18 protein-coding genes are annotated in these 21,733 nt (G+C 59.6%); 13 read left to right on the top strand and 5 right to left on the bottom strand.

All coding sequences use genetic code 11. The features are described 5' to 3' along the window. Positions 1 to 185: 185 nt before the first annotated feature. A complete protein-coding gene (lpxO, locus tag ACF8MC_RS01370) occupies positions 186 to 1,088 on the top strand; it encodes a lipid A hydroxylase LpxO (protein ID WP_033634956.1) in 903 nt (300 codons plus the stop codon). 37 nt (positions 1,089 to 1,125) lie between these two features. Here the strand turns inward: lpxO and chaA are convergent, their stop codons facing one another. Both chaA and ACF8MC_RS01380 read right to left on the bottom strand, forming a co-directional pair. Then, positions 1,126 to 2,229 carry a sodium-potassium/proton antiporter ChaA gene (chaA, locus tag ACF8MC_RS01375; RefSeq protein WP_033647747.1) on the bottom strand — a complete coding sequence of 368 codons (1,104 nt, stop codon included), beginning with the start codon at positions 2,227 to 2,229 and terminating at the stop codon, positions 1,126 to 1,128. Between the two features lie 294 nt (positions 2,230 to 2,523). Then, positions 2,524 to 3,342, bottom strand: a complete 819-nt coding sequence (locus ACF8MC_RS01380; RefSeq protein WP_164104834.1) for a siderophore-interacting protein — start codon at positions 3,340 to 3,342, stop codon at positions 2,524 to 2,526. 130 nt (positions 3,343 to 3,472) lie between these two features. Here ACF8MC_RS01380 and chaB point away from each other — a divergent pair, with 130 nt between their 5' ends. From chaB to ACF8MC_RS01425, 9 genes are all read left to right on the top strand, one after another. After that, positions 3,473 to 3,700, top strand: coding sequence for a putative cation transport regulator ChaB (gene chaB, locus ACF8MC_RS01385; protein ID WP_049202016.1), 228 nt, complete (start codon positions 3,473 to 3,475; stop codon positions 3,698 to 3,700). Between the two features lie 251 nt (positions 3,701 to 3,951). Then, the gene (locus ACF8MC_RS01390; RefSeq protein ID WP_086580014.1) at positions 3,952 to 4,647 is read left to right on the top strand and encodes a gamma-glutamylcyclotransferase; all 696 of its coding nucleotides are present in this window, start codon (positions 3,952 to 3,954) and stop codon (positions 4,645 to 4,647) included. A 302-nt stretch (positions 4,648 to 4,949) separates the two neighbouring features. Further along, positions 4,950 to 5,903, top strand: coding sequence for an HTH-type transcriptional regulator Cbl (gene cbl, locus ACF8MC_RS01395; RefSeq protein ID WP_033634950.1), 954 nt, complete (start codon positions 4,950 to 4,952; stop codon positions 5,901 to 5,903). Positions 5,904 to 6,078: 175 nt separating this feature from the next. Next, positions 6,079 to 7,647 (top strand): ABC transporter substrate-binding protein, encoded by a 1,569-nt coding sequence (locus tag ACF8MC_RS01400; protein WP_039565559.1) that lies wholly within the window; start codon positions 6,079 to 6,081, stop codon positions 7,645 to 7,647. Beyond that, positions 7,647 to 8,702 carry an ABC transporter permease gene (locus tag ACF8MC_RS01405; protein WP_033647742.1) on the top strand — a complete coding sequence of 352 codons (1,056 nt, stop codon included), beginning with the start codon at positions 7,647 to 7,649 and terminating at the stop codon, positions 8,700 to 8,702. The genes ACF8MC_RS01400 and ACF8MC_RS01405 overlap by 1 nt, the downstream gene beginning before the upstream one ends. After that, a complete protein-coding gene (locus ACF8MC_RS01410; protein ID WP_043147604.1) occupies positions 8,699 to 9,568 on the top strand; it encodes an ABC transporter permease in 870 nt (289 codons plus the stop codon). The genes ACF8MC_RS01405 and ACF8MC_RS01410 overlap by 4 nt, the downstream gene beginning before the upstream one ends. Then, positions 9,558 to 10,400: an ABC transporter ATP-binding protein gene (locus tag ACF8MC_RS01415; protein ID WP_033653661.1), complete on the top strand. Its 843-nt coding sequence runs from the start codon at positions 9,558 to 9,560 to the stop codon at positions 10,398 to 10,400. The genes ACF8MC_RS01410 and ACF8MC_RS01415 overlap by 11 nt, the downstream gene beginning before the upstream one ends. Beyond that, a complete protein-coding gene (locus ACF8MC_RS01420; RefSeq protein ID WP_033634942.1) occupies positions 10,397 to 11,068 on the top strand; it encodes an ABC transporter ATP-binding protein in 672 nt (223 codons plus the stop codon). The genes ACF8MC_RS01415 and ACF8MC_RS01420 overlap by 4 nt, the downstream gene beginning before the upstream one ends. Before the next feature lie 132 nt (positions 11,069 to 11,200). Further along, the gene (locus ACF8MC_RS01425; protein ID WP_060418932.1) at positions 11,201 to 12,775 is read left to right on the top strand and encodes an ABC transporter substrate-binding protein; all 1,575 of its coding nucleotides are present in this window, start codon (positions 11,201 to 11,203) and stop codon (positions 12,773 to 12,775) included. Positions 12,776 to 13,087: 312 nt separating this feature from the next. Here ACF8MC_RS01425 and ACF8MC_RS01430 read toward each other — a convergent pair whose 3' ends face one another. Next, positions 13,088 to 13,846, bottom strand: coding sequence for an A24 family peptidase (locus ACF8MC_RS01430; RefSeq protein WP_080434111.1), 759 nt, complete (start codon positions 13,844 to 13,846; stop codon positions 13,088 to 13,090). A gap of 429 nt (positions 13,847 to 14,275) precedes the next feature. Here ACF8MC_RS01430 and ACF8MC_RS01435 point away from each other — a divergent pair, with 429 nt between their 5' ends. Next, complete coding sequence (locus ACF8MC_RS01435) at positions 14,276 to 15,787, top strand: YchO/YchP family invasin (RefSeq protein ID WP_033653663.1); 1,512 nt, start codon at positions 14,276 to 14,278, stop codon at positions 15,785 to 15,787. Here the strand turns inward: ACF8MC_RS01435 and narL are convergent. Together narL and narX are read right to left on the bottom strand one after the other, a co-directional pair. Continuing rightward, complete coding sequence (narL, locus tag ACF8MC_RS01440; protein WP_016927346.1) at positions 15,784 to 16,434, bottom strand: two-component system response regulator NarL; 651 nt, start codon at positions 16,432 to 16,434, stop codon at positions 15,784 to 15,786. The two genes, ACF8MC_RS01435 and narL, sit on opposite strands and share 4 nt — an antisense overlap. 10 nt (positions 16,435 to 16,444) lie before the next feature. Next, positions 16,445 to 18,229, bottom strand: coding sequence for a nitrate/nitrite two-component system sensor histidine kinase NarX (gene narX, locus ACF8MC_RS01445; protein ID WP_060421467.1), 1,785 nt, complete (start codon positions 18,227 to 18,229; stop codon positions 16,445 to 16,447). Between the two features lie 351 nt (positions 18,230 to 18,580). Between narX and ACF8MC_RS01450 the strand changes: the two genes are divergently transcribed. Further along, a complete protein-coding gene (locus ACF8MC_RS01450) occupies positions 18,581 to 19,975 on the top strand; it encodes a NarK family nitrate/nitrite MFS transporter (RefSeq protein ID WP_033647734.1) in 1,395 nt (464 codons plus the stop codon). A gap of 771 nt (positions 19,976 to 20,746) precedes the next feature. Next, positions 20,747 to 21,646 (top strand): helix-turn-helix domain-containing protein, encoded by a 900-nt coding sequence (locus ACF8MC_RS01455; protein WP_033647733.1) that lies wholly within the window; start codon positions 20,747 to 20,749, stop codon positions 21,644 to 21,646. Positions 21,647 to 21,733: the final 87 nt, after the last annotated feature.

Raw genomic sequence — 21,733 nt, forward strand, 5'->3', positions numbered from 1 at the left:
ATTTATCATTTCGTTTAACCTTTGTGTAAATTATTGTGGTTTTTTGTATAGATTTTCGTTGAGTTAGCGTCAATGATTAGTGAGTGCCAGATTGGCGCGCAATTTGCCTGTGCCGCCAAAAGGACATTATCTGGGGTGTGCGCCGTGCGGCGCATAGCGTGTAGGTTCCTTGATGCGATTCAAACATGAAATACATCGTTCTGATTTTGCTTATTTTATGCGTCGTCTATGTGCATTACCGCGGACGGGTGCGCTACAACGTGTGGCGGCAGCTGTCTGACCATTCCACCTTTACCGCACCATTGAACGTCTTCATGTATCTGTTTTCCCGCGTGCCGACCACGCCGTACCTGAAGCCGGAGCAGTTTCCTGAGCTGGCGGTGTTGAGAGATAACTGGGAAACCATCCGCGACGAAGGACAGAAGCTGATGGAGATCCAGCAGATCAAGGCGTCCGATCAATTCAACGACGCCGGTTTCAACTCTTTTTTCAAGACCGGTTGGAAGCGCTTTTATCTGAAATGGTATGAAGACAGCCATCCCTCCGCCATGACCCTGTGCCCGCAGACCACGGAACTGCTGCGCAGCCTGCCTTCGGTCAAGGCGGCGATGTTCGCCGAACTGCCGGACGGCAGCCGTTTGCCGCGCCACCGCGACCCTTACGCCGGTTCGCTGCGTTATCACCTGGGGCTGATTACCCCCAACGATGACCGCTGCTTCATTGAGGTGGACGGCGAGCGCTACAGCTGGCGCGACGGGGAAGGCGTGATGTTCGATGAAACCTATCTGCACTACGCGGAAAACCAGAGCGGGCAGAACCGTCTTATCCTGTTCTGCGACATCGAACGGCCGATGCGCTACCGCTGGGCGCAGGCGGTGAACCACTGGCTGGGGCGCAATCTGATGAGCGCCGCCACCGCGCCGAATGAAGAGGGCGATCGCACCGGCGGCGTCAACAAGATGTTCAAATACATCTATGCGATACGCCGGGTGGGGAAACGCCTAAAGGCCTGGAATCGCACCGGTTACTACATCATCAAGTGGATTTTGTTCGGGGGGATCGCCGCGGCGATATTCTTCTCGGTATAAACGAAGGTGGGGGCGCACGGTGTGCGCCCCTTTTTGATCAGGCGAAGATAGTCATCATGTAGGCGGCGAACAGCGCCAGGTGGGCGGTGCCGTTCAGCACGTTGGTGCGGCCGGTCGAGAACGACAGCTGGCACAGCAGCAACACCGTCAGCATCACCACGATATGCGGCGTTTGCAGGCCGAAGATCAGCGTCTGCCCGGTCAGGGTGGCGATGATGGTGACCGCCGGCACGGTCAGGGAGATGGTCGCCAGCACCGAGCCGAAGAACAGGTTCATGGCGCGTTGCACCTGATTGTTCAACACGGCGCGCAGCGCGCCCAGCCCTTCAGGCGACAGGATCAGCAGCGCCACCAGGAAACCGGTGAACTGCGCCGGCGCGTTCATTTTGGTCAACAGACCTTCCAGCGGATTGGCGTTGAACTTGGTGACGGCGATAACCGCGATCAGGTGCACGATGAGCCAGGCGGCATGCCAGGCGCTGCTGTGGGAAGAAGGCTTGCCGTGATGCGGGTCGCCGTCGTCGTCTTCATGCTCGTACACGAACAGGCTCTGGTGGGTTTTGGTCTGGATCACCAGGAACACGCCATACATGGCGGCGGAGATCAGCGCTACCAACAGCGCTTGCCCGGTGCTGAAGTTGCCGCCCGGCAGCGCGCTCGGGAATACCAGCACAATCACCGCCAGCGGGAAAATCGCCATCAGGTACTGTTTGATGCCGCCCAGATTGACGTACTGGGTGGCGAATTTGCGCCCGCCGAGCAGCAGCGCGAAGCCGACCAGGCCGGCGGAAACGATCATGATGATGGAGTACAGCGTGTCGCGCATCAGCGCCGGCGCGGCGTCGCCGGTGGCCATCAGCGCCGAGATCAGGCTGACCTCGAGGATCACCACCGACAGGCTGAGGATCAGCGAGCCGTAGGGTTCACCCAACCGGTGAGCCAGCACGTCGGCGTGGCGCACCACGCTGAAGGCGCTGCTGAGGATCCCCACCAGCGCGAGAATATTGATGCCGACGATCAGCGGAAAGTTAGCGGTGCTGCTCCACAGATTCAACACCACCAGCGCGGCGATGGGGAAGATCAGCGAGTATTCGGTGTGGCGAGATTTGGTGGATCGGCCAGGATCGTGTTGCGACTTCATGAGGGTGGCACTCCTTCTCAAACAGCGTAGCCCGTCGGCGCCGGTCGCCGTGGCACGGCAACTCTGCGTTTCCAGTAGGTATTTTATATTAGGATACACCCGCGGCGCCGGTGTGATGTTGTTTTTATCTGAGAAAGCAATTGCTTGCTTTATGTGATCAGGGTAGCAAAAAAACCGCACGGGGTGCGGTTTTATTTACTTACTTTTACGCAGTAACGCCAATTTTTAACGTTAGATTTGAGAAAAGTCGTGTTTACTCATTTACCGCTTGGTTAATCAAGGAAAACGAGACAGTTAGTCATCAATATTATCCATGATTTCATGCCGTTTATTGTGGTAACCCTCTTCATTTAGCCCCTCACGCCAGTAAGGTACGGCATAAAGACGATTGCGATCGCATTGGCGTTCACGGCGCAGGTAGCGGCGCAACCCCACCACCAGGCGATCTTCACCGGCGAGCCAGAAGTGCGCTTCGCCCTGCGGCAGGGACTGCGCGCGGAACTGAGCGATCAGTTCGTCGGTTTTCTCCGTGCCGCCGACGATCCAATTGACTTCAACATCAGCGGGTTTTTTCAGGTCAATCATGTCAGCGGTGCTGTCGACGCGGACGAAAGCGCGCCCGGCGCTGTGCGGCGGCAGGTTTTCCAGCAGCGCGGCCAGCGCAGGCAGCGAGGAAGGATCGCCCGCCAGGCAGTAGAAATCGGCCGCCGGCAGCATCGGTTTGGGGCCGCCCGGGTTGCTGATGCCGATTTTATCGCCGGCTTTCGCCTGGCGCGCAAAGTCGACCGCTGGGCCTCGGTGATCGTGAATCGCAAATTCGATGTCCACTTCCGCCTGTTCCGGGCGCACGGCGCGAATAGAATAGGTGCGCACGATCGGGCGCACGGCGTCCGCGGCCCAGCGCGGGCCGTTTTCGGTCAGCGTCGGCAGATCCGGCTGAGTTTGGTCGGCGAGCGGCAAAAAGACTTTGATGTGCGCAGCGGCGGCGTTGGCCGGGTAGTAGCGCAGATCGGGCGCGGTAAAGGTGATGCGGCGCAGGTGCGGCGTAATGTCCTGTACGGCGCTGACGGCGATCAGGTAGGGGGCGCGTGAGCGAGGGGCTTCGGTAGTCACGGGGATCTCCTTATAGTTCGTTTGGCGGTGAGTATACCATGCCGTTTGATAATGAGAATTGTTTGCTCATTGAGGCGCAACTGCGTGTGAGCTAGGCTTAAGGTTCACGGAATACGCACGGGAGGACGTGATGCCCTATCAAGACACGAACGACTTGCCGGACAATGTGAAGCATGTGCTGCCGGCCCATGCACAGGCGATCTATAAAGAAGCGTTCAACAGCGCCTGGCAACAATACCGGGATCCTGAAGACCGACGCGGTGACGACAGCCGGGAGGAGACGGCGCACAAGGTGGCCTGGGCGGCGGTCAAGCAAAGCTATCGCAAGGGCGACGATGAGCGTTGGCACAAAAAGTAACGCCTTTATGGCCTGCTAAAATCGCGCAGACGTTATGCTGACCTCGGCAATTAATATTATTGCTGCTCAGTACAAATACTTTTCCACGTTAACGCCGCTTTGCAACTTGATTGCGCGGTGGGAAAAGAATATGGTCATTATTAATCGGCGCGGTTATTGAATTAATAAAATTCCGCACCAAAAAATAAAATTGCAAAGGTTCAGTAGTGGCGAGGGAGGACGAGAAATCGTATTCCCGGGAGGTTGTAACAGTGTTAACGCGAGATTTTCTGCAAAAAGCGGATTGCAAAACCGCCTTTGGCGCTATTGAGGAATCGCTGTTGCTGACACCTGAGCAGCGCGCAGCCTCGTTGGCGTGCACATTATCGCGCCGGCCGGATCACAGCCCGGTATGGGTATTCGGTTACGGTTCGCTGATGTGGAATCCGGTTTTCGAATCGGAAGAAGTGCGGCCAGCCATACTGCAGGGCTGGCATCGGGCGTTCTGCATGCGTTTGACCGCCGGGCGCGGCACGCTGCATCAGCCGGGGCGCATGCTGGCACTGAAAGAGGGCGGCCAGACCACCGGATTGGCGTTTCGTCTGCCGGAGAGTAAGCTGCGCGAAGAGCTGGAGCTGCTGTGGAAGCGCGAGATGATCACCGATTGCTACGTGCCGACCTGGTGTGAGCTGCAGCTGGAGGGCGGTGAGGCCGTCACGGCGCTGGTGTTCGTGATGAACCCGCAGCATCCACTGTTTGAAGCAGACACCAGCCACCAGGTGATCGCGCCATTGATCGCCAGCGCCAGCGGCCCGCTGGGCACCAACGCGCAATACCTGTTTGCGCTGGATAACGAGCTGAAGCACCACGGCATGCAGGATGATTGCATCGGCGATCTGGTGCGTTACGTGCAGCAATGGTTGCAGCAGAACCGCCCCGGCACTTTCGGGGCCGAGGCCACGGCCTGAGGCGTTGGCGGGGCGGCAGACAGTAAAGGGCTCAGCGTGCGGAGCCCTTTTTCATATATCTAATACCTCTATTTAATAACTTTATTCTGCATGATTATTTAAGCCCGTCTCTTTGTATGGTTATTTATCTCGTTATTTTTAAAGCCATTCATCATTTCCCTCCGTCTTCACACCCCGAGAGTCACGATAAATAATTCACTTAGTATTAAATTGCATAACTAAAGGCTATTTCTTATTTGTTCAGCCCCGCAGGACTCCGTATCAATATGGCAGACGCTACCGCAAGAAACAGGGAGACGGGGATGAACTTTCAACAATTAAAAATTATTCGCGAATCGGCGCGCTGCAACTACAACCTGACCGAGGTCGCCAATACCTTATTTACTTCGCAGTCCGGCGTCAGCCGGCATATTCGCGAGCTGGAAGAAGAGCTGGGCATCGAAATATTCATTCGCCGCGGCAAACGGCTGTTGGGCATGACCGAGCCCGGCAAAGAGCTGCTGGTGGTGGCGGAACGCATTCTCAACGACGCCAACAACATCCGTCGCCTGGCGGACGTCTTCAGCAGCAACGATTCGGGGCAGCTGCATATCGCGACGACGCACACCCAGGCGCGCTACAGCCTGCCGGGGGTGATCAAAGAGTTTCGCGCGCTTTATCCACGGGTGCGGGTGGTGCTCAATCAGGGCAGCCCCGAAGAGATCGTCTCGATGCTGGCCGCCGGCGAAGCCGATATCGGCATCGCCAGCGAGCGGCTGATGAGCGACGAGTCGCTGGCGGCATTCCCGTACTACCGCTGGCATCACACCATTTTGGTGCCGGAAGGGCACGAGTTGACGCGCCAGCCGCAGGTGACGCTGGAGATGCTCAGCACCTTGCCGCTGATCACTTACCGCCAGGGCATTACCGGGCGCGCGAAGCTGGATGCGGCGTTCAAAGCGGCGGGCCTGACGCCGGACATCGCGCTCAGCGCGCAGGATTCCGACGTAATTAAAACCTACGTCGAATTGGGATTGGGCGTGGGCGTGCTGGCGGACATGTCGTATGAAAAAGAGCGCGATCGCGGGTTGGTGAGCCTCAACGCCGAGCACCTGTTTGAACCCAATACGGTATGGCTGGGCCTCAAGCGCAGCCAGCTGCAGCGCAACTATGCCTGGCGCTTTATCCAACTGTGCAACCCGACGCTGTCGCTGACCGAAATCAAGGACAAGGTTTTCTCGTCGCAGCTGGATGCGGTGATTGACTACCAGATTTAATCGATAAGCGGCAGGCAACCCCTGCCGCGCATTCCGCATCGCTCCCCTAATAATCAAAATCCCATCTATATACATAAAAAGAATATCTATAGTGATTTAAGTACCTTCAGCTGCCGATCGTGCTCGCATACACTCGCGAAATTATTATAAATTCCATCCGCTTGGAGAGTTTCAGATGAAAGCGCTCGTTCCTTCTTTGCTGTTTTTAGCCGTGGCGGCCAGCGTTAACGCGCAGGCGGCGACGCCGGCCAACACGCTGGTGATCGCGCAGTCTATCGATGACGTGGTCAGCTTTGACCCGGCCCAGGGATTTGAGTTAACCACGGTGCAGTCGTTCAACAGCCTGTATCAGCGTCTGATCCAGTCCGATCCGCACAACCCTATCGATCTCAAGCCAACCCTGGCCAGCAGCTGGCAGGTCGGCGCCGACAATCGCAGCCTGACTTTCAGCCTGCGCCCGGACGCCAGGTTCGCCAGCGGCAATCCGCTGCGGCCGGAAGACGTGATCTTCTCGCTTTCACGGGTGGTAAAACTGAATCTGGAGCCGTCGTTTATCCTGACGCAGCTGGGCTGGAACGCGAAGAACGTGGAGCAACACTTGAGCAAGGTGGATGACCACCAGGTAAAAATCAGCTGGAGTGAAAACGTCAGCCCGGCCTTCGTGCTCAGCCTGCTGTCGGCGCCGGTATCGTCGATCGTCGACGCCAAAGAGGCGCTGGCGCACCAGCAGGGCGACGATCTGGGGCACCAATGGTTGAACAGCCACTCCGCCGGCAGCGGCCCTTACAAAATCCGCACCTATGTGCCGCACGAGGTGGTGGTGCTGGACGCCAACCCCGGTTCGCCGGAAGGGGCGCCGACGCTGAAAACCATCCTGATCAAAAACGTGCCCGATCCGGCCGCGCGCCGTTTGCTGATCGAGCAGGGCGATGCCGATATCGCGCGCAACCTGGGGGCAGACCAGATGGCGGCCCTGAAGGGCAAGCCGGGCGTCAAACCGTTGGCCATTCCTTACGCCTCGCTTTATTTCCTGCAGTTCAACGCCAAGGCGTCGCCGGCGCTCGGCAATCCGGCGTTCTGGGAGGCGGCGCGCTGGCTGTTCGATTACCAAGGCATCGCCGACGATCTGCTGAAAGGGCAGTTCCAGAGCCATCAGGCATTCCTGCCGGACGGTTATCTGGGTGCGCTCAAGGATCAGCCGTACAGCTTCAATCCGCAAAAAGCCAAAGAAATACTGGCCAAAGCGGGGCTCAGCAACGTCAGTTTCCGTCTGGACGTCAACAACCAGCCGCCGTACCTGGATATCGCCCAGGCGTTGCAGGCCAGTTTTGCCCAGGGCGGCGTGAAGGTGGAACTGGTGCCGGGCATTAGCTCGCAGGTCTCCACCAAGGTGAAAACGCTTAACTACGATGCGACGCTGACTTCCTGGGGGCCGGATTATTTCGACCCTAACACCAACGCCGCAGCCTTCGCCTACAACCCGGAAGACGGCAGCAAGACGCTGGCCTGGCGCGCCAACTGGCAGATCCCGGCGCTGAGCAAGCTGACGCTGGCCGCCACCGCGGAAAACGACACCGCCAAACGGGTGGCCGACTACCAGCAACTGCAAAAACAGGTGCAGCAAAGCTCGCCGTTCGTCATCGGCCTGCAGGCGCGCAGCCTGATTGCGGTGCGCGACAACCTCAAGGGCTATGTGCAGGGCATCAACCCTGACATGGTGTTCTACAGCAAGGTCAGCAAGTAATGGCCGCTGAACTGTCCGCCTCCGCCGGGGCGGCCCGGCGGTATTGGCGCTGGGGCGGGCGGCTGCTCGGCGGCGCGCTGTCGCTGGCGTTGACGTTGCTTGGCCTGCTGCTGTTCACCTTCATGCTGTCGCATCTGGCGCCGATCGATCCGGCGCTGCAGGTGGCGGGCGATCATGCCAGCGAAGCCACCTACGCACAGGTGCGGCATGAGTTGGGGTTGGATCAGCCGTTGCCGGTGCAGTTTTGGCGTTATCTGGTGCACCTGGCGCACGGCGATTTGGGTATTTCGCGCATCACCGCCCAGCCGGTGTTGAGCGATTTGTTGCGTACCTTCCCGGCGACGGTGGAGCTGGCCACCTGCGCCATTATCCTCGGCGCCCTCGGCGGCATTACGCTGGCGTTTCTGGCGGTGCTCAAACCGGGCAGCTGGCTGGATAACGCGGCGCGTCTGCTGTCGCTGATCGGTTATTCGGTGCCGATTTTCTGGCTGAGCCTGCTCGGGCTGCTGCTGTTCTACGCCACGCTGCACTGGTCGGCGGGGCCGGGGCGGCTGGACGACATCTACCTGTACAGCATGGAGCCGCGCAGCGGTTTCGTGTTGATCGACAGCTGGCTGTCCGGCGATCGCGACATGTTCTACAACGCCATCGGCCACCTGTGGTTGCCGGTAGTGGCGTTGGCGCTGTTGTCGATGGCGGGCATTACTCGGTTGCTGCGGGCGGCGATGCTGGAAGAGTGCAACAAGGAATACGTGACGCTGGCGCGTTCCAAGGGGGCCGGGCGCCTGCGCATTCTGCTGCGCCATGTGTTTCCCAACGTGCTGGGCACGCTGATCACCGTACTGTCTCTCTCCTACGCCAGCCTGCTGGAGGGCGCGGTATTGACCGAAACGGTGTTCGCCTGGCCCGGCGTCGGGCGTTACCTGACCTCGGCGCTGTTTGCCGCCGATACGCCGGCGATCCTCGGCGCCACGCTGCTGATCGGCACCTGTTTCGTGCTGTTGAATGCGCTGGCCGACGCCTTGACCTATTTAGTGGATCCGCGAACCCGATGAGCCAATATCTCTCTGAACACGAACCGCAAAGCGAGCCGGCCGTCGGTTACCGCCGTGGCCGGCGCCTGACCACGCTGACGCTGGGCACGGCGCTGGTGGCGATTCTGATCGTCACCGCGCTGCTGGCCCCGTGGCTGGCGCCTTTCGATCCCAATCTGCAGCATATCGAGCTGCGGTTACTGCCGCCTTCCGCCGCACATTGGCTGGGCACCGACGGTTTTGGCCGCGACTTGCTCTCCCGCGTGATTTACGGCGCGCGGCCGACGCTGATTCTGGTGTCGCTGATTCTGGTGTTGACCATTCCCATCGGCCTGCTGGTCGGCATTGGCGCCGGTTACCTCGGCGGCTGGGTAGAGCGCATTTTGATGCGCCTGACCGACATTTTTCTGTCGCTGCCGAGCCTGGTGATCGCGCTGGCGTTCGTGGCGGTCATGGGGCCGGGGCTGATGAACGGCGCGCTGGCGCTGGCATTGACCAGCTGGCCGGCCTTTGCCCGCCAGGCGCGGGCCGAAACCCTGGCGCTGCGCCGCAGCGATTACCTGGCGGCGGCGCGCATGCAGGGCATCAACGGGCTGCGGCTGATGGTCGGCCATATTTTGCCTTTATGCCTGCCGAGCGCGGTGGTGCGCGCAGCGCTCAGCCTGGGCGGCATCATCCTGTCCGCCGCCGGTCTGGGGTTCCTCGGCATGGGCGTCGCGCCGCCGACCGCCGAATGGGGCTCGATGGTGGCCGAAGGCAGTAAAGTGATTTTCGACCAATGGTGGGTCGCCGCCGCGCCGGGCGGGGCGATCCTGTTCGCCAGCCTGGCGTTTAACCTGCTGGGCGATGGCCTGCGCGACAAAATGGATCCTCGTCATGGGCACTGATAACACCTTATTGACCGTCGAACGGTTGGCGATCGGCGTGCCGGGACCACAGCCGGTGGCGCTGGTGAAGCATATTTCCTTCAGCATGGGGCGGGAGCGGCTGGCGCTGGTCGGTGAGTCCGGCTCCGGCAAATCGTTGACCGCGCGTGCGCTGATGGGGCTATTGCCGCCGCCGTTGCAGCTGCAGGCGCAGCGCCTGACGCTGGGCGATGAAGACTTGACGCGCCTGAGCGAGCGCCAGTGGAGCCGGCTGCGCGGCGACCGGGTGGCGATGGTGATGCAAGATCCCAAGCATGCGCTGAATCCCAATCAGCCGATCGGCCGTCAGGTGGAGGAGCCGCTGGTGCTGCATGCGAAGCTGAGCCGCGCCGAGCGGCGTGAAAAAGTGCTGGAGATGCTGGCGGCGGTGGGCTTGCCCGATCCGGCTGCGCTGTGCCGCCGCTATCCGCATCAGCTCTCCGGCGGCATGGGGCAGCGGGTGATGCTGGCCATTGCGTTGATCAACGATCCGCAGCTGTTGATTGCCGACGAACCGACTTCGGCGCTGGATCACCAGATGCGCGATCAGGTGCTGCAGCTGATAGAAAACCTGGTGGCGCAACGCAATATGGGGCTGATCCTGATCAGCCACGATTTGCAGCAGGTGGCGCACCACTGCGAGCGGGTGCTGGTGATGTACAAAGGCGAGCTGTTGGATCAGCTGCCGGCAGCAGAGCTGGCGCAGGCCACGCATCCTTATACCCGCACGCTGTGGGCGTGCCGGCCGAGCCGCGAGACGCGCGGCAAACCGCTGCCGGTGCTGGATCGCGCGCTGTTGGAGACGTTGAAATGAGCGTGATCGCACTGGAGAACCTGAGCGTCAGTCACCGCCAGGGCTACGAACTGCGCACCGTGGTGCATGAGGTTAACCTGCGCATCGAACCGGGCGAGTGTTTCGGGCTGGTGGGGCCTTCCGGCTGCGGCAAGTCCTCGTTGCTGTGGGTGCTGGCCGGGCTGAATGGCAGCTGGCAGGGCGGCTTTGAGTTGCTGGGGCGGCGCCTGCAGCCGGGCCAGGCGTTTACCGGCGAACTGCGGCGCGAGGTGCAGATGGTGTTTCAGGATCCCTATGCTTCGCTACACCCCAAGCACCGGCTTTTGCGTACGCTGTCGGAGCCGCTCAAACTGCTGCAGGAAAGCGACATCGAACGTAAAATCAGCGCGGGTTTTCGCCAGGTGGGGTTGGATCCGCGCCTGCTGGAGCGCTACCCGCATCAGCTGTCGGGCGGCCAGCGTCAGCGTGTGGCGATCGTGCGCGCATTGTTGCTGCGGCCGAAGCTGCTGTTGCTGGATGAACCGACCTCGGCGTTGGACATGTCGGTGCAGGCGGAGATCCTCAACCTGCTCAACGAGCTGAAACAGGCGGGCGATCTGACGATGGTGCTGGTCAGCCACGATGCGGACGTGATTGACCACATGTGCGATCGTTCGGTGGCGATGGCGCACGGCCGCATCATCGTTTGACCCTATGCCCGCCAACGCGGCGGGCATATCCATCCTGGTAATAAATAAAGCAATTTATCGTCGTTCTTCCGTTAATTCTTACCCCCTACACTCGAAAAACAGCGCAACCGCGTGATAGTGGAGAGTGTATCGATGAAACGGTTAATCCCAACCTTATTGTATGGCGCGCTGGTGGCCGCGTTCGGTGCGCAGGCCGCCACCCCGCAGGACACCTTGGTGGTGGTCAGTTCGCTGGAGGGCATTATCAGCCTCGATCCGGCGGAGAGTTTTGAAACCGTCAGCTCGGCCAATCTGGTCAACCTCTATCAGCGCCTGGTGGCGCCGGATCGCGGTGCGCCGCAAACGCTGGCGCCGGACGCCGCCGCCAGTTGGCAAGCGGGCGCCGATGGCCACAGCCTGATCTTTACCCTGAAACCGCAGCAGCGCTTCGCTTCCGGCAATCCCCTGCGGCCCGAAGACGTGATTTTCTCGCTGGTTCGCGCGGTGAAGCTGAACAAGGCGCCGTCGTTTATTCTCGGTGAGTTTGGCTGGACGCCGGATAACGTTGAGCAGCAGCTGAAGAAGGTGGGGGATAACCAGGTGCAACTCAGTTGGCCCGCCAACATCGGCAGCGAGTTGGCGTTGCGGCTGCTGACGGCGAATGTGGCCTCGATCGTGGATGAAAAGCTGCTGAACGAGCACGCGCAGCAGGGGGATTACGGCAATGCCTGGCTGCGCGGCCATTCCGCCGGCGGCGGCCCGTATCGGGTGAGCAACTATGTGCCGCACGAAGCGCTGCTGTTTGGCCGCAACGACTATGCGCCGTCGCCGGCCCGGCTGAAAACGGTGTTGTTCAAGAACGTCAGCGACGCCGGCACCCGCCGTTTGCTGTTGCTGAAAGGGGATGCCGACGTGGCCTACGATCTGGGCGCTGACCAGTTCGACTCGCTGCGCAACGCGTCTGGCGTGCGCATTGAGCAGGCCGATGCGCCCCGGGTCTATTACCTCGGTTTCAACACCGGCAGCAAAGACAACCCGGCGCTGGGCAATCCGGCGCTGTGGCGGGCGGCGCGCTGGCTGGTGGATTATCAAAGCATCGCCGAGCAGCTGCTGAAAGGGCAATATCGCGTGCATCAGGCCTTCTTGCCGCAGGGATTGGACGGGGCGCTCGACGATCGGCCGTTTACGCTCGACGTGGGCAAAGCCAAACAGATCCTGCGTGATGCCGGTATTGCCGAAGGTACGCGCCTCGATCTTATCGTCATCAATCAGCCGCCGTACACTGACATCGCGCAGGCGCTCCAGGCCAGCTTTGCGCAGGCCGGGCTGCGGCTGGATATCCATCCGGTGGTGGAGAGCGACCTGTGGGGCAAAATGCGCGGCCGCGATTTTCAGGCGATCTTCACCTACTGGGGCGCCGACTACCTGGATCCGAACACCAACGCCAGCGCCTTTGCCTACAACGTGCCCGGTGGGCCGAAAACCCTGGCCTGGCGCACCCAGTGGGGCATTCCCGCCATTAGCGCGGAAACGCGTGCCGCGGCCGCAGAGGGCAACAGCGCCGCGCGCCGCGCACGTTATGCCGCGCTGCAACGGGAACTGCAGGCCAGCTCGCCCTATGTAGTGGCGCTGCAGGGGCAAACGCTGGTGGCATTGCGCGACAACGTCAAAGGTGCCCGGTTGGATATCGCCAACAGCATGCTGTATCTGGATCGGGTCAGCAAGTAGCGCCAACGCCGCGCGCCTGGCCGAGCTTTCTATCGCGCCAAAGGCCGCCCGTGCGTGAAATCGCTTGCTGCTGCAACCTGGAATCGTGAGAGGTTTTGTCAGGATGAAATAAAATGAAATTTCATAACGTGCTCACATGGCGCTGATAAATTGGCGCTGAAAGGCGGTGTTGTTTACGTCTTTCAGCGCGGTTGTCCGCAATGAGGCGGACACATCACCTCAGGAGATATTATGGACAATAACGGAAACGCTTCAGTGGAGCGCGCGGCAACCTGGCTCGCCGCCGGTGAGGTTGTGACGCCGGAACAGTTTTTATGGTTTCCAGCCACTGGCCAATCCGGCAACGGCCAGCACGGCAGAAGTGGCCGGATTGCTCAATCGGCTGATCGAGACGCTGAGGAACTCACCGAACAACGCCGGCGCGTTCTGGCCTGTGTCCAGCAAGAGCAACAGCCAGCCGGCGGCCGCCAAGGCGATGCCGAAAGGTTGCGGCGTTCGCCAGGCGCGACGGTTGCGCAGGCCGCGCGCCAATGCCATGCCTAATCCGAACATTGCCGCCAGGCAGACCAGCAGCGGCAGCATCGTCCAACCGAGCCAGGCGCCCAGCGCCGCCAGCAGTTTGAAGTCGCCCTGGCCGATGCCGTTACGCCGCCGCAGCTGTCGATAAAGCGCGTTGAGCAGCCACAACGCCCCGTAGCCGGCGGCGGCGCCGATAACCGCATCGTCCAGCGGCGCCCAGCGAGCGTCGAGATTGCACAACAGCCCGCCCCACAGCAGCGGCTGGGTCAGCCGGTCCGGCAGCCAGCGGTGGCGCCAGTCCAGCCAGGCCAGGGCGATCAGCAGCGCCGCGGCCGGCGGTAACCACAGCCGGTGTGCTGCCGGCGGGACGAAAGGCAGCGTCGCCAACGCCACACCCAAGGCCGTCAGCAGCAGGCTGCGGCGGCGCAATCTCGGCGGGCTGGCGCGCACGGCCGCCGTTCGCTCCAGCCGGGTGATGAGCGCGAAGGCGACCATTCCTGCCGACAGCAGCGCGGTAAAAAACAGCGCGTGCCACAGTGAGAAAAGAAACATCAAGGCTCCGTCAGTCGTGAAACAGATGTTTAAAATAACGGCAAAATGCGTATTTCATCGGAGTGAAATGCGGTGGATTGTGAGAAATGCGCAGTCGTGCGCATTGCCACTTTAGGTATTGCAGAGTGATACAATGCCATGCGCGGTGGCGCGCAGCAGTGGGTTGCTGCGCTTTTTATCGGCAAAATCGGCGCTAAAAGGGTGTGAATTCACCTGGCGGCCGGAATGGAGCGGCTAATGGCGTAAGTGACGGCGTCACTGAGAGGTGATTGGGGTTTATCCTATTGTTTCTGCTCGTCAAGCCGTTAGGCTTTAAGGGAGAGGCGCCCCGACAGGCCGGGACGTAAGGTTTTTCAGATCTGCCGCGGGAAAGGCGGCAGCAAAGCAGTGGGTTGGCATGCTCCAGGAGGGAGGGAGGCCAACGGTGTCATGAAAGACGAAATTCAGGCTGGACTCATCAAAATCAAAAAACGACTCTGGCGCCGCCGCCGGGCGGCCTGGCTGGCCGGGCCGCTGGTGTGGCTGGCCGGCGCGGCGCCCGTGTGCGCCGAATCCCCGCCGGCGCCGGACGCCGTTATTTCTTCCGAACGGCAAGCCGCGGATCCGGCCGAGAGTTTGCCGGAGCTGGGCGGTGCGCCCGACGATGCCGCGCGCGAGAAGCAGTGGGCCGAGATGGCCAAGCAGTTTGGCGAAAAAGATCTGAATAACGTTTCCCGTCAGCAGATGCGCAGCCGCGCCGAGGATTACCTGCTCGGCCAGGCGGCCGACACGCTGCAGCAACAGGCGCAGGAGCTGTTGTCGCCGCTGGGCACCGCCCGGCTATCGCTGAAGATGACCGGTGAGGGGGACTTTACCGGCAGCAACGGGCAGTTATTCAGCCCGCTGTACGACGTCGACGGATTGCTGACCTACAGCCAGATCGGCTGGCTGCAGCAAAGCGCCGGGGCGCTCGGCAATTTTGCGCTGGGGCAGCGCTGGATCGTCGGCGACTGGCTGCTGGGTTACAACACGGCGCTCGACAGCGATTTCGCCCGGCAGCGCAATCGCGGCAGCGTCGGCGCGGAAGCCTGGGGAGACTACCTGCGTTTCTCCACCAACTATTACTACCCGCTGTCGGCGCTGGCGCAACAGCCCGGCGATGGCGTGTTTTTCAGCCGTCCGGCGCGCGGTTACGACATCACGACGCAAGGCTATCTGCCGTTTTATCGCCAGATCGGCGGTTCGCTCAGCTATGAGCAGTATCTGGGCGATAATGTCGATCTGTTTGGCAGCGGCAAAAAACAAAACGATCCGCGCGCGATGCAGCTGGGGCTCAATTACACGCCGGTGCCGCTGGTGACGATGAAGGCGCTGCATAAGATTGGCGCGGGCGGGCAGAGCCAGGATCAGGTCGAACTGGCGCTGAGCTATCGGCTCGGGGTGCCGCTGGCGAAGCAGATTTCGCCGGAGTATGTGGCGCAGGCCAAGTCGCTGCGCGGCAGCCGCTACGATCCCATCGAACGCAAGAACGTGCCGGTGCTGGAGTTCCGCCAGCGCAAAACGCTGCAGGTGTTCCTGGCCACGCCGCCGTGGAGTCTGCAGGCCGGGGAAACCGTGCCGCTGGTGCTGGAAATCAAGGCATTGAACGGCATCGCTCACGTCAGTTGGCAGGGGGATACGCAGGCGCTGAGCCTGACGCCGCCGCACAACGCCAACGATCCGCAGGGCTGGACGGCGATCGTGCCGCCGTGGGACGACGCGCCGGGCGCCGCCAACAGCTACCGGCTGTCGGTCACGCTGGAGGACGAAAAGCAGCAGCGCGTGACCTCCAACTGGATAGAGCTGAAAGTGGCGCCGCCGCTGACGGCGACCGCCGGTGATGATGCGAGCCTGCTGCCGATCAAAACCCTGACGCCGCCGCCGATCCCGGCGCAAACCGGGCCGCTGTACGGCGGCGATTAACCGTTTTTACCCTGCAGCACCCACACCGCGGCCTCGACGCGGGATTTTAGCTTCATCTTTTTCAGCAGGTGTTTGACGTGCACCTTGACGGTGCTCTCGGTGATGGTCAGGCGGCGGGCGATCAGCTTGTTCGGCAGCCCCTGGGCGATCAGCTTCAGGATATCCCGCTCGCGCGGCGTCAATTGCTGAATATCGCGATCGGCGCTGGGGCGGTTTTCCCGCAGGCTGGCGGCGAGGATCGGCGTCAGCGTTTCGCTGAGCACCATCTGCCCGGCCGCCGCCTGATGCAGCGCCTTCAGCAGATCCTCCGGCTCCATGTCTTTCAACAGATAGCCGTCGGCGCCGCGTTTGAGCGCGCTGACGACATCGTCTTCATGGTTGGACACGCTGAACACCACGACGCGCCCCGACAGGTCGGTCTGGCGCAGGCGATCCAGCGTTTCCAGCCCGTTGATGCCGGGCATGTTCAGGTCGAGCAGGATCAGATCCGGATCGTGCTGCTCCGCCAGCGTGACCCCTTGTTCACCGTTGCTGGCTTCGGCGATGACCTGCAGGCGGGCGTCCATGCCAATCAGCTGTTTTACGCCGTTGCGCAGCATCGGGTGGTCGTCTATCAGTAAGATTGTGGCGGCGGTTTCTGTCGTCATGGTGTCTCCGTTAGTCGATGGCGTGGTTATCCGGCGTGAAGCTGACCCGCACCTCGGTGCCGCCGCCGCTGCGCGGTAAAATATCGCAGCGGCCATGCAGGCTCTTGGCGCGATCGCGCATGATGATCAAGCCGTAATGGTCGGGGCGAGACGTCTCGGCCGGCAGGCCGCGTCCGTTGTCGCATACGCTCAGGGTCACTTCGCCCCGCTTGTTGATGACCTGAATGCTCACCTCGCTGGCGGCGGCATGCTTAAGGATGTTGCTGAGCGCCTCGCGGGCGATCTGCAGCAGGTGAATGGCCTGGTAAGCCGGCACCGTGCGTGGCCCCAGTTGGTAATCGAGGCTGATGGTCAGGCCCAGTTTGGGATTGAACTCCGCCACCGTCGATTGCAGCGCCGCCAGCAGGCCCGGTTCGGTCAGTTGCAGGCGGAAGGTGGTCAACAGCTCGCGCAGCTGGCGATAAGCGCCGTTCAGCTCTTCGCGCATCTGCTGCACCAGCGCCTGGCTGGCGGAAGAGAGCGTTTCGCCCTGCATCTGCAGGCAGGCGATTTGCATTTTCAGACAGGAAAGCGATTGGGCGATGGAGTCGTGCAGCTCGCGGGCGATCGCTGCCCGTTCTTCCATCAGCATCAGCTGCTGCTGATGGTCGACCTGACGCTCGATGGCCAGCACGCTGGTCAGCTGCTCCACCAGGGTGTTGATCAGCTGGCGGTGCTCATCGTTCAGCGGCTGTTGCGGCGCATGCTGTGCCACGATCACGCCGTAGTCGCCGAGCTTGTCGCTCAGGCTCCAGCTCAGCGACGGATTGTCGGGATGCTGGCGGTCGCTGTCGTTCAGGCAGGCGCTGCACACAGGGTTATGGCAATGCTCCGGCCGCAGCGGCTGGTTGCCGCTCAGTTGCAGCAGCGGTTCCCGGCTGTCGTTTTCATACAGTCGCACCTGAATGGCGCGCAGCGGCGTCAGGGTTTGCAGCTGGTTGAGCAGCGGCGTCAGGCGGCTGCACAGCGGCTCGCTGGCGTGCAGCAGGCGGCTGGCGCGATAAAGGAAGCTCAGCACCTGATTCTTTTGCTGCAGGTCGGCGGTCTTCTCGGCCACGCGCTGCTCCAGCCCGCTGTAGGTGGCCGACAGTTCGTCAGACATGGTGTTCAACGCGCCGCCGAGCGACGCCATTTCATCCTGGTGCCCGCGCTGCGCGAAGCGGCGGCTAAAATCGCCGCGGCCCACCGCCAGCGCCATTTCCACCAGCTGTCGCCACGGATGCAGCAACCGGCGGCGCAGGTAGCAGGTGGTGCCGATCAGCAGCAGCAGGGTCAGCGCGATGAAGCCGGCCTGCACCAGCGTCACCATCAGCAGGCGGCGCTCGGTTTGCCTGTCGATATCCGACACCAGCTTATCCAGCAGCTGCACGAAGTGCGCCACCTGCGGCGCGGCGTCGGCCGGGCGCTGCGCGCTGCGCAGGCGTGGTTGCAGGGTCTGTTGCCAGTAGTCGCGCAAGGCGTCGAAAGGTTGCGTCAACCCTTCCTGCTCCACCGAGCGCTGCAGGTCGGGGCTGTTTTCGTCGCGCTCCAGTTCGTGAATCAACGCTTCATGCCGTTCATCCAGCGGCACCTGCGCCAGCAGACGGTAGCTTTGCATACGCAGTGAGCCGGCCTTGTTGATGGCGTGCGCATTGCCCTGAATGCTTTGCGACATCCAGGCGGAAATCCCCATGCCGGCCACGCCCAGAATGCCCGACAGCAACATCAGCAGGGCGACCTGATTCACGATCGAAAGCGGGGCCAACAGGCGTTTCATAAGCGCGGGTTCCTGGCATTTGGCGCCGCTGAAACTCAGGGGGAGAAGGCGGCGACGGGGTAAACAAGTAACGATTCAGCCGTATTTTTGATTATCCCTGAGCATAACCCCATACCTCGAATGAAGTACCCATTAGTTTCCGGCGGGACGGTGAAGCGGTGAGAGTAGCGGCGTGATTTTTTCTAATTCGTTGATTTAAATTGATTTAATTTTTATTCGGGGCGTACCCCTAAGGGGATGAAGGCGCTATTTATGCCGCCAACTACTTGCATTCGGGTTGATATACATCAACTTTGCCGCCGGGGCCGCCCCCTAGGGTGTGCAGAATGATCCCCCGTGTCTGAGGTTTTTATGTCGCAACTTGCAACGCCTTCATCAAAGAAAACCGGTGCGCTGATTCAGGACTGGCGTCCTGAAGACAGCGCCTTTTGGCAGCAGCGTGGCCATCGCATCGCCACCCGCAACCTGTGGATTTCCATTCCCTGCCTGCTGCTGGCCTTCTGCGTCTGGATGCTGTTCAGCGCCGTCGCGGTCAACCTGAACAAGGTGGGCTTCAACTTCACCACCGACCAACTGTTCCTCCTGACGGCGCTGCCGTCGGTGTCGGGCGCTATTTTACGCGTGCCGTATTCATTCGTGATCCCGCTGTTTGGCGGCCGTCGCTGGACCGCCATCAGCACCTGCTTCCTGCTGGTGCCGTGCTTGTGGCTGGGGTTCGCGGTGCAAGACAGCAGCACGCCGTACAGCGTGTTCGTCATCATTTCCCTGCTGTGCGGCTTCGCCGGCGCCAACTTTGCCTCCAGCATGGCCAACATCAGCTTCTTCTTCCCGAAAGCGCGCCAGGGCGGCGCGTTGGGGCTCAACGGCGGGTTGGGAAATCTGGGCGTCAGCGTCATGCAGCTGGTCGCGCCGCTGGCGATTTCTTTCAGCCTGTTCGGCCTGTTTGGCGGCACGGCGCAAAATCAGGCGGAGGGGGGGCAGCTGTGGCTGGAAAACGCCGCCTGGGTCTGGGTGCCTTTCCTGCTGGTTGCCACCCTGGCGGCTTGGTTCGGCATGAACGATCTGGCGGCGGCCAAGGCCTCGCTGCGCCAGCAACTGCCGGTGCTCAAGCGTGGGCATTTGTGGATGCTGAGTTTGCTGTATCTTGCGACCTTCGGTTCTTTCATCGGTTTCTCCGCCGGTTTCGCGATGCTGTCGAAGACGCAATTCCCGGACATCGTGATCCTGCATTACGCATTCTTCGGGCCGTTCCTCGGTGCGCTGGCGCGGCCGGTCGGCGGCGCGCTGTCTGACCGTTTCGGCGGCGTGCGGGTGACGCTGATCAACTTTGTGGTGATGGCCGTATTCGCCGCGCTGCTGTTCCTGACCTTGCCGACGGCGGGTGAGGGCGGTTCGTTCATCGCCTTCTACGGCATCTTTATGGTGCTGTTCCTCACTGCGGGGCTGGGCAGCGGGTCGACTTTCCAAATGATCGCCGTCATTTTCCGTAAAATCACTGTCGATCGCGTGAAAGCGGCCGGCGGCAGCGACGAGAGCGCGCAGCGTGAAGCGGTGACGGACTCCGCCGCCGCATTGGGCTTTATCTCGGCGATCGGCGCCGCCGGCGGCTTCTTCATTCCCCAGGCATTCGGCACCTCGCTGGCGTTGACCGGTTCGCCGGCGGGGGCAATGAAAGTATTCCTGGTGTTCTATATCTTGTGCGTGGTGATCACCTGGGCGGTGTATGGCCGCAAGAAAAAAGCCTGAGTATCAAACGTCTTTCTCAATCCCTCCCGGCAGGGGAGGGATATTTCGCTCATTCCGAGTCATCTCTCCTCGCCTCCTCAGTGAAATTTTCTGTCTTTAGGTAAAATTCTCATCTCCGCTTGCCGTTTTTTTCTTTTTTTATAGCACTATCTCTCAATGTGGGAATATTTTCGCCAAAACGGATTATATTATTTGTACGTTTTTTCCGTTTTATTGAGAGTATTCTTACATTAAGGCGTTAATATCTTTCCGCAGATTAAATGAAATTTCCGGGAGGGTAAGGCATAATTAGTGCGATTGTTATAAAATCAGTAATAGGGTTTTGTCATAGATGCTGCACGCACTGAGTGGAATGTGTAACGGGGTTAAATCAGATAACTCTCATTCTGTTTTTTCCGGCTTTTTGTAGTCTATCTGACAATCAGATTAGGTGGAAAAACACAATGAATTCACGGATAAGAATGAAATTTCACAATTTTATTCGATTAACAATCTAACAACACCGCTAGTTTTTCCTTTTTAAATCAATGAGGTGACCATTTGAATTTTACGGTAGCCATGAAAGAAATCCATGTTGCCAGCAGGGAAAAAGAGTCATTTGGGTAAACGGAACATCCTTAATAAGGCCTAATGTAAAAAATGAAATCAGAAAATTTTTATAAAGGCCAATATCCGATGAATGCAACCTGTTGAGTTTACATTTAATTTCTTGAACATTTTTTGATATTTCTATACAAAGTGTGCAGGACAGGCACGCTAAGGAAATTAAAAGTGAATCTTGATAAAAGAATAAAGATTAGGAATCTCGATGTTCTGACTCCTGCCGGGGAGAAATTTCGTCTGCGTTGGAAGGAGTATCAAATTCTTTCGCTGCTTGTCGCCAGATCGCCAGAGCTGGTTACCCGAACGGAAATTATAGAAAATATCTGGAAAGGAACTTACTGCTCAGATTCAACGATAAATCAAACAATTAAATCTATTCGCCAAAAAATTAGCGACACGGAACATACGCTTATCAGAACCATTCCCCGTTTGGGTTACAAGGTGGAAAATCAATCGGCTTTTCACTTTATATCCGAGGATGAGGGCTACGCTGATGATGATATATTAAATGGCGATGAAAATATTGGCGTTGATATTCAAGCGGAACTTTCTGAAAATGAAAGTGAGTCGTCTGAAACAAACGATGAAAAAATAGATAAGCCGCGTAAATCGACGCTGGTGGCTGCGCCTGTTGCAACGGTAGAGTCAGCCCACGAACCCACGCGTGAAAAAAAGTCGACGACGGTGCGGCGTTTTTTCAGCATGCCCGCCAGCCGCGTAGTGAAATACCTGACGGTATTCGCTTCGTTGCTGGTTATTTCACATTTTTCATATGTGCTCGGCAACCAAACTCGTCCACCGGTGATCAATGATATTCAGAACAACACGCGCGTGGTGTTGACGCTGACGCTGAATAATCCCCATACCAACAGCCCGCAAACCTTGCTCTGCCTGTACCAGGGCGAGAGCATGGAGCAGGCGACCATCGAATGTGTCGACCCCAAGCAAGGGCAGCTTAAGTTGCCGGTAAAATATGAGACTTCTTCTACGCCGGGTAAAGGTCGGATTAATCTCATATTGCCGAACAAAACCTTGCAATATCAAGTTGCTTACGATGTTAAAAATTAGCGCTGAATGAGGTTTTATCTTTAGCGATAATTTTACATTTGATGAAATCTTTTATTTCATTATTTGTTATTTGAAAGCCAGGTTCGA

Origin of the sequence: Serratia sp. LACPHL-BACT-2024-00286 (assembly GCF_043109535.1) — a bacterium.
GTDB lineage: Bacteria > Pseudomonadota > Gammaproteobacteria > Enterobacterales > Enterobacteriaceae > Serratia > Serratia sarumanii.

Excerpts from the sequence above, each read along its gene's own strand:
- chaB (WP_049202016.1), top strand. The coding sequence starts at position 3,473 with ATGCCCTATCAAGACACGAACGACTTGCCGGACAATGTGAAGCATGTG.
- ACF8MC_RS01410 (WP_043147604.1), top strand. The coding sequence starts at position 8,699 with ATGAGCCAATATCTCTCTGAACACGAACCGCAAAGCGAGCCGGCCGTC.
- narX (WP_060421467.1), bottom strand. The coding sequence starts at position 18,229 with ATGAAACGCCTGTTGGCCCCGCTTTCGATCGTGAATCAGGTCGCCCTG.
- ACF8MC_RS01435 (WP_033653663.1), top strand. The coding sequence starts at position 14,276 with ATGAAAGACGAAATTCAGGCTGGACTCATCAAAATCAAAAAACGACTC.
- chaA (WP_033647747.1), bottom strand. The coding sequence starts at position 2,229 with ATGAAGTCGCAACACGATCCTGGCCGATCCACCAAATCTCGCCACACC.
- lpxO (WP_033634956.1), top strand. The coding sequence starts at position 186 with ATGAAATACATCGTTCTGATTTTGCTTATTTTATGCGTCGTCTATGTG.
- ACF8MC_RS01420 (WP_033634942.1), top strand. The coding sequence starts at position 10,397 with ATGAGCGTGATCGCACTGGAGAACCTGAGCGTCAGTCACCGCCAGGGC.
- ACF8MC_RS01405 (WP_033647742.1), top strand. The coding sequence starts at position 7,647 with ATGGCCGCTGAACTGTCCGCCTCCGCCGGGGCGGCCCGGCGGTATTGG.
- narL (WP_016927346.1), bottom strand. The coding sequence starts at position 16,434 with ATGACGACAGAAACCGCCGCCACAATCTTACTGATAGACGACCACCCG.
- cbl (WP_033634950.1), top strand. The coding sequence starts at position 4,950 with ATGAACTTTCAACAATTAAAAATTATTCGCGAATCGGCGCGCTGCAAC.
- ACF8MC_RS01425 (WP_060418932.1), top strand. The coding sequence starts at position 11,201 with ATGAAACGGTTAATCCCAACCTTATTGTATGGCGCGCTGGTGGCCGCG.
- ACF8MC_RS01400 (WP_039565559.1), top strand. The coding sequence starts at position 6,079 with ATGAAAGCGCTCGTTCCTTCTTTGCTGTTTTTAGCCGTGGCGGCCAGC.
- ACF8MC_RS01450 (WP_033647734.1), top strand. The coding sequence starts at position 18,581 with ATGTCGCAACTTGCAACGCCTTCATCAAAGAAAACCGGTGCGCTGATT.
- ACF8MC_RS01415 (WP_033653661.1), top strand. The coding sequence starts at position 9,558 with ATGGGCACTGATAACACCTTATTGACCGTCGAACGGTTGGCGATCGGC.
- ACF8MC_RS01430 (WP_080434111.1), bottom strand. The coding sequence starts at position 13,846 with ATGTTTCTTTTCTCACTGTGGCACGCGCTGTTTTTTACCGCGCTGCTG.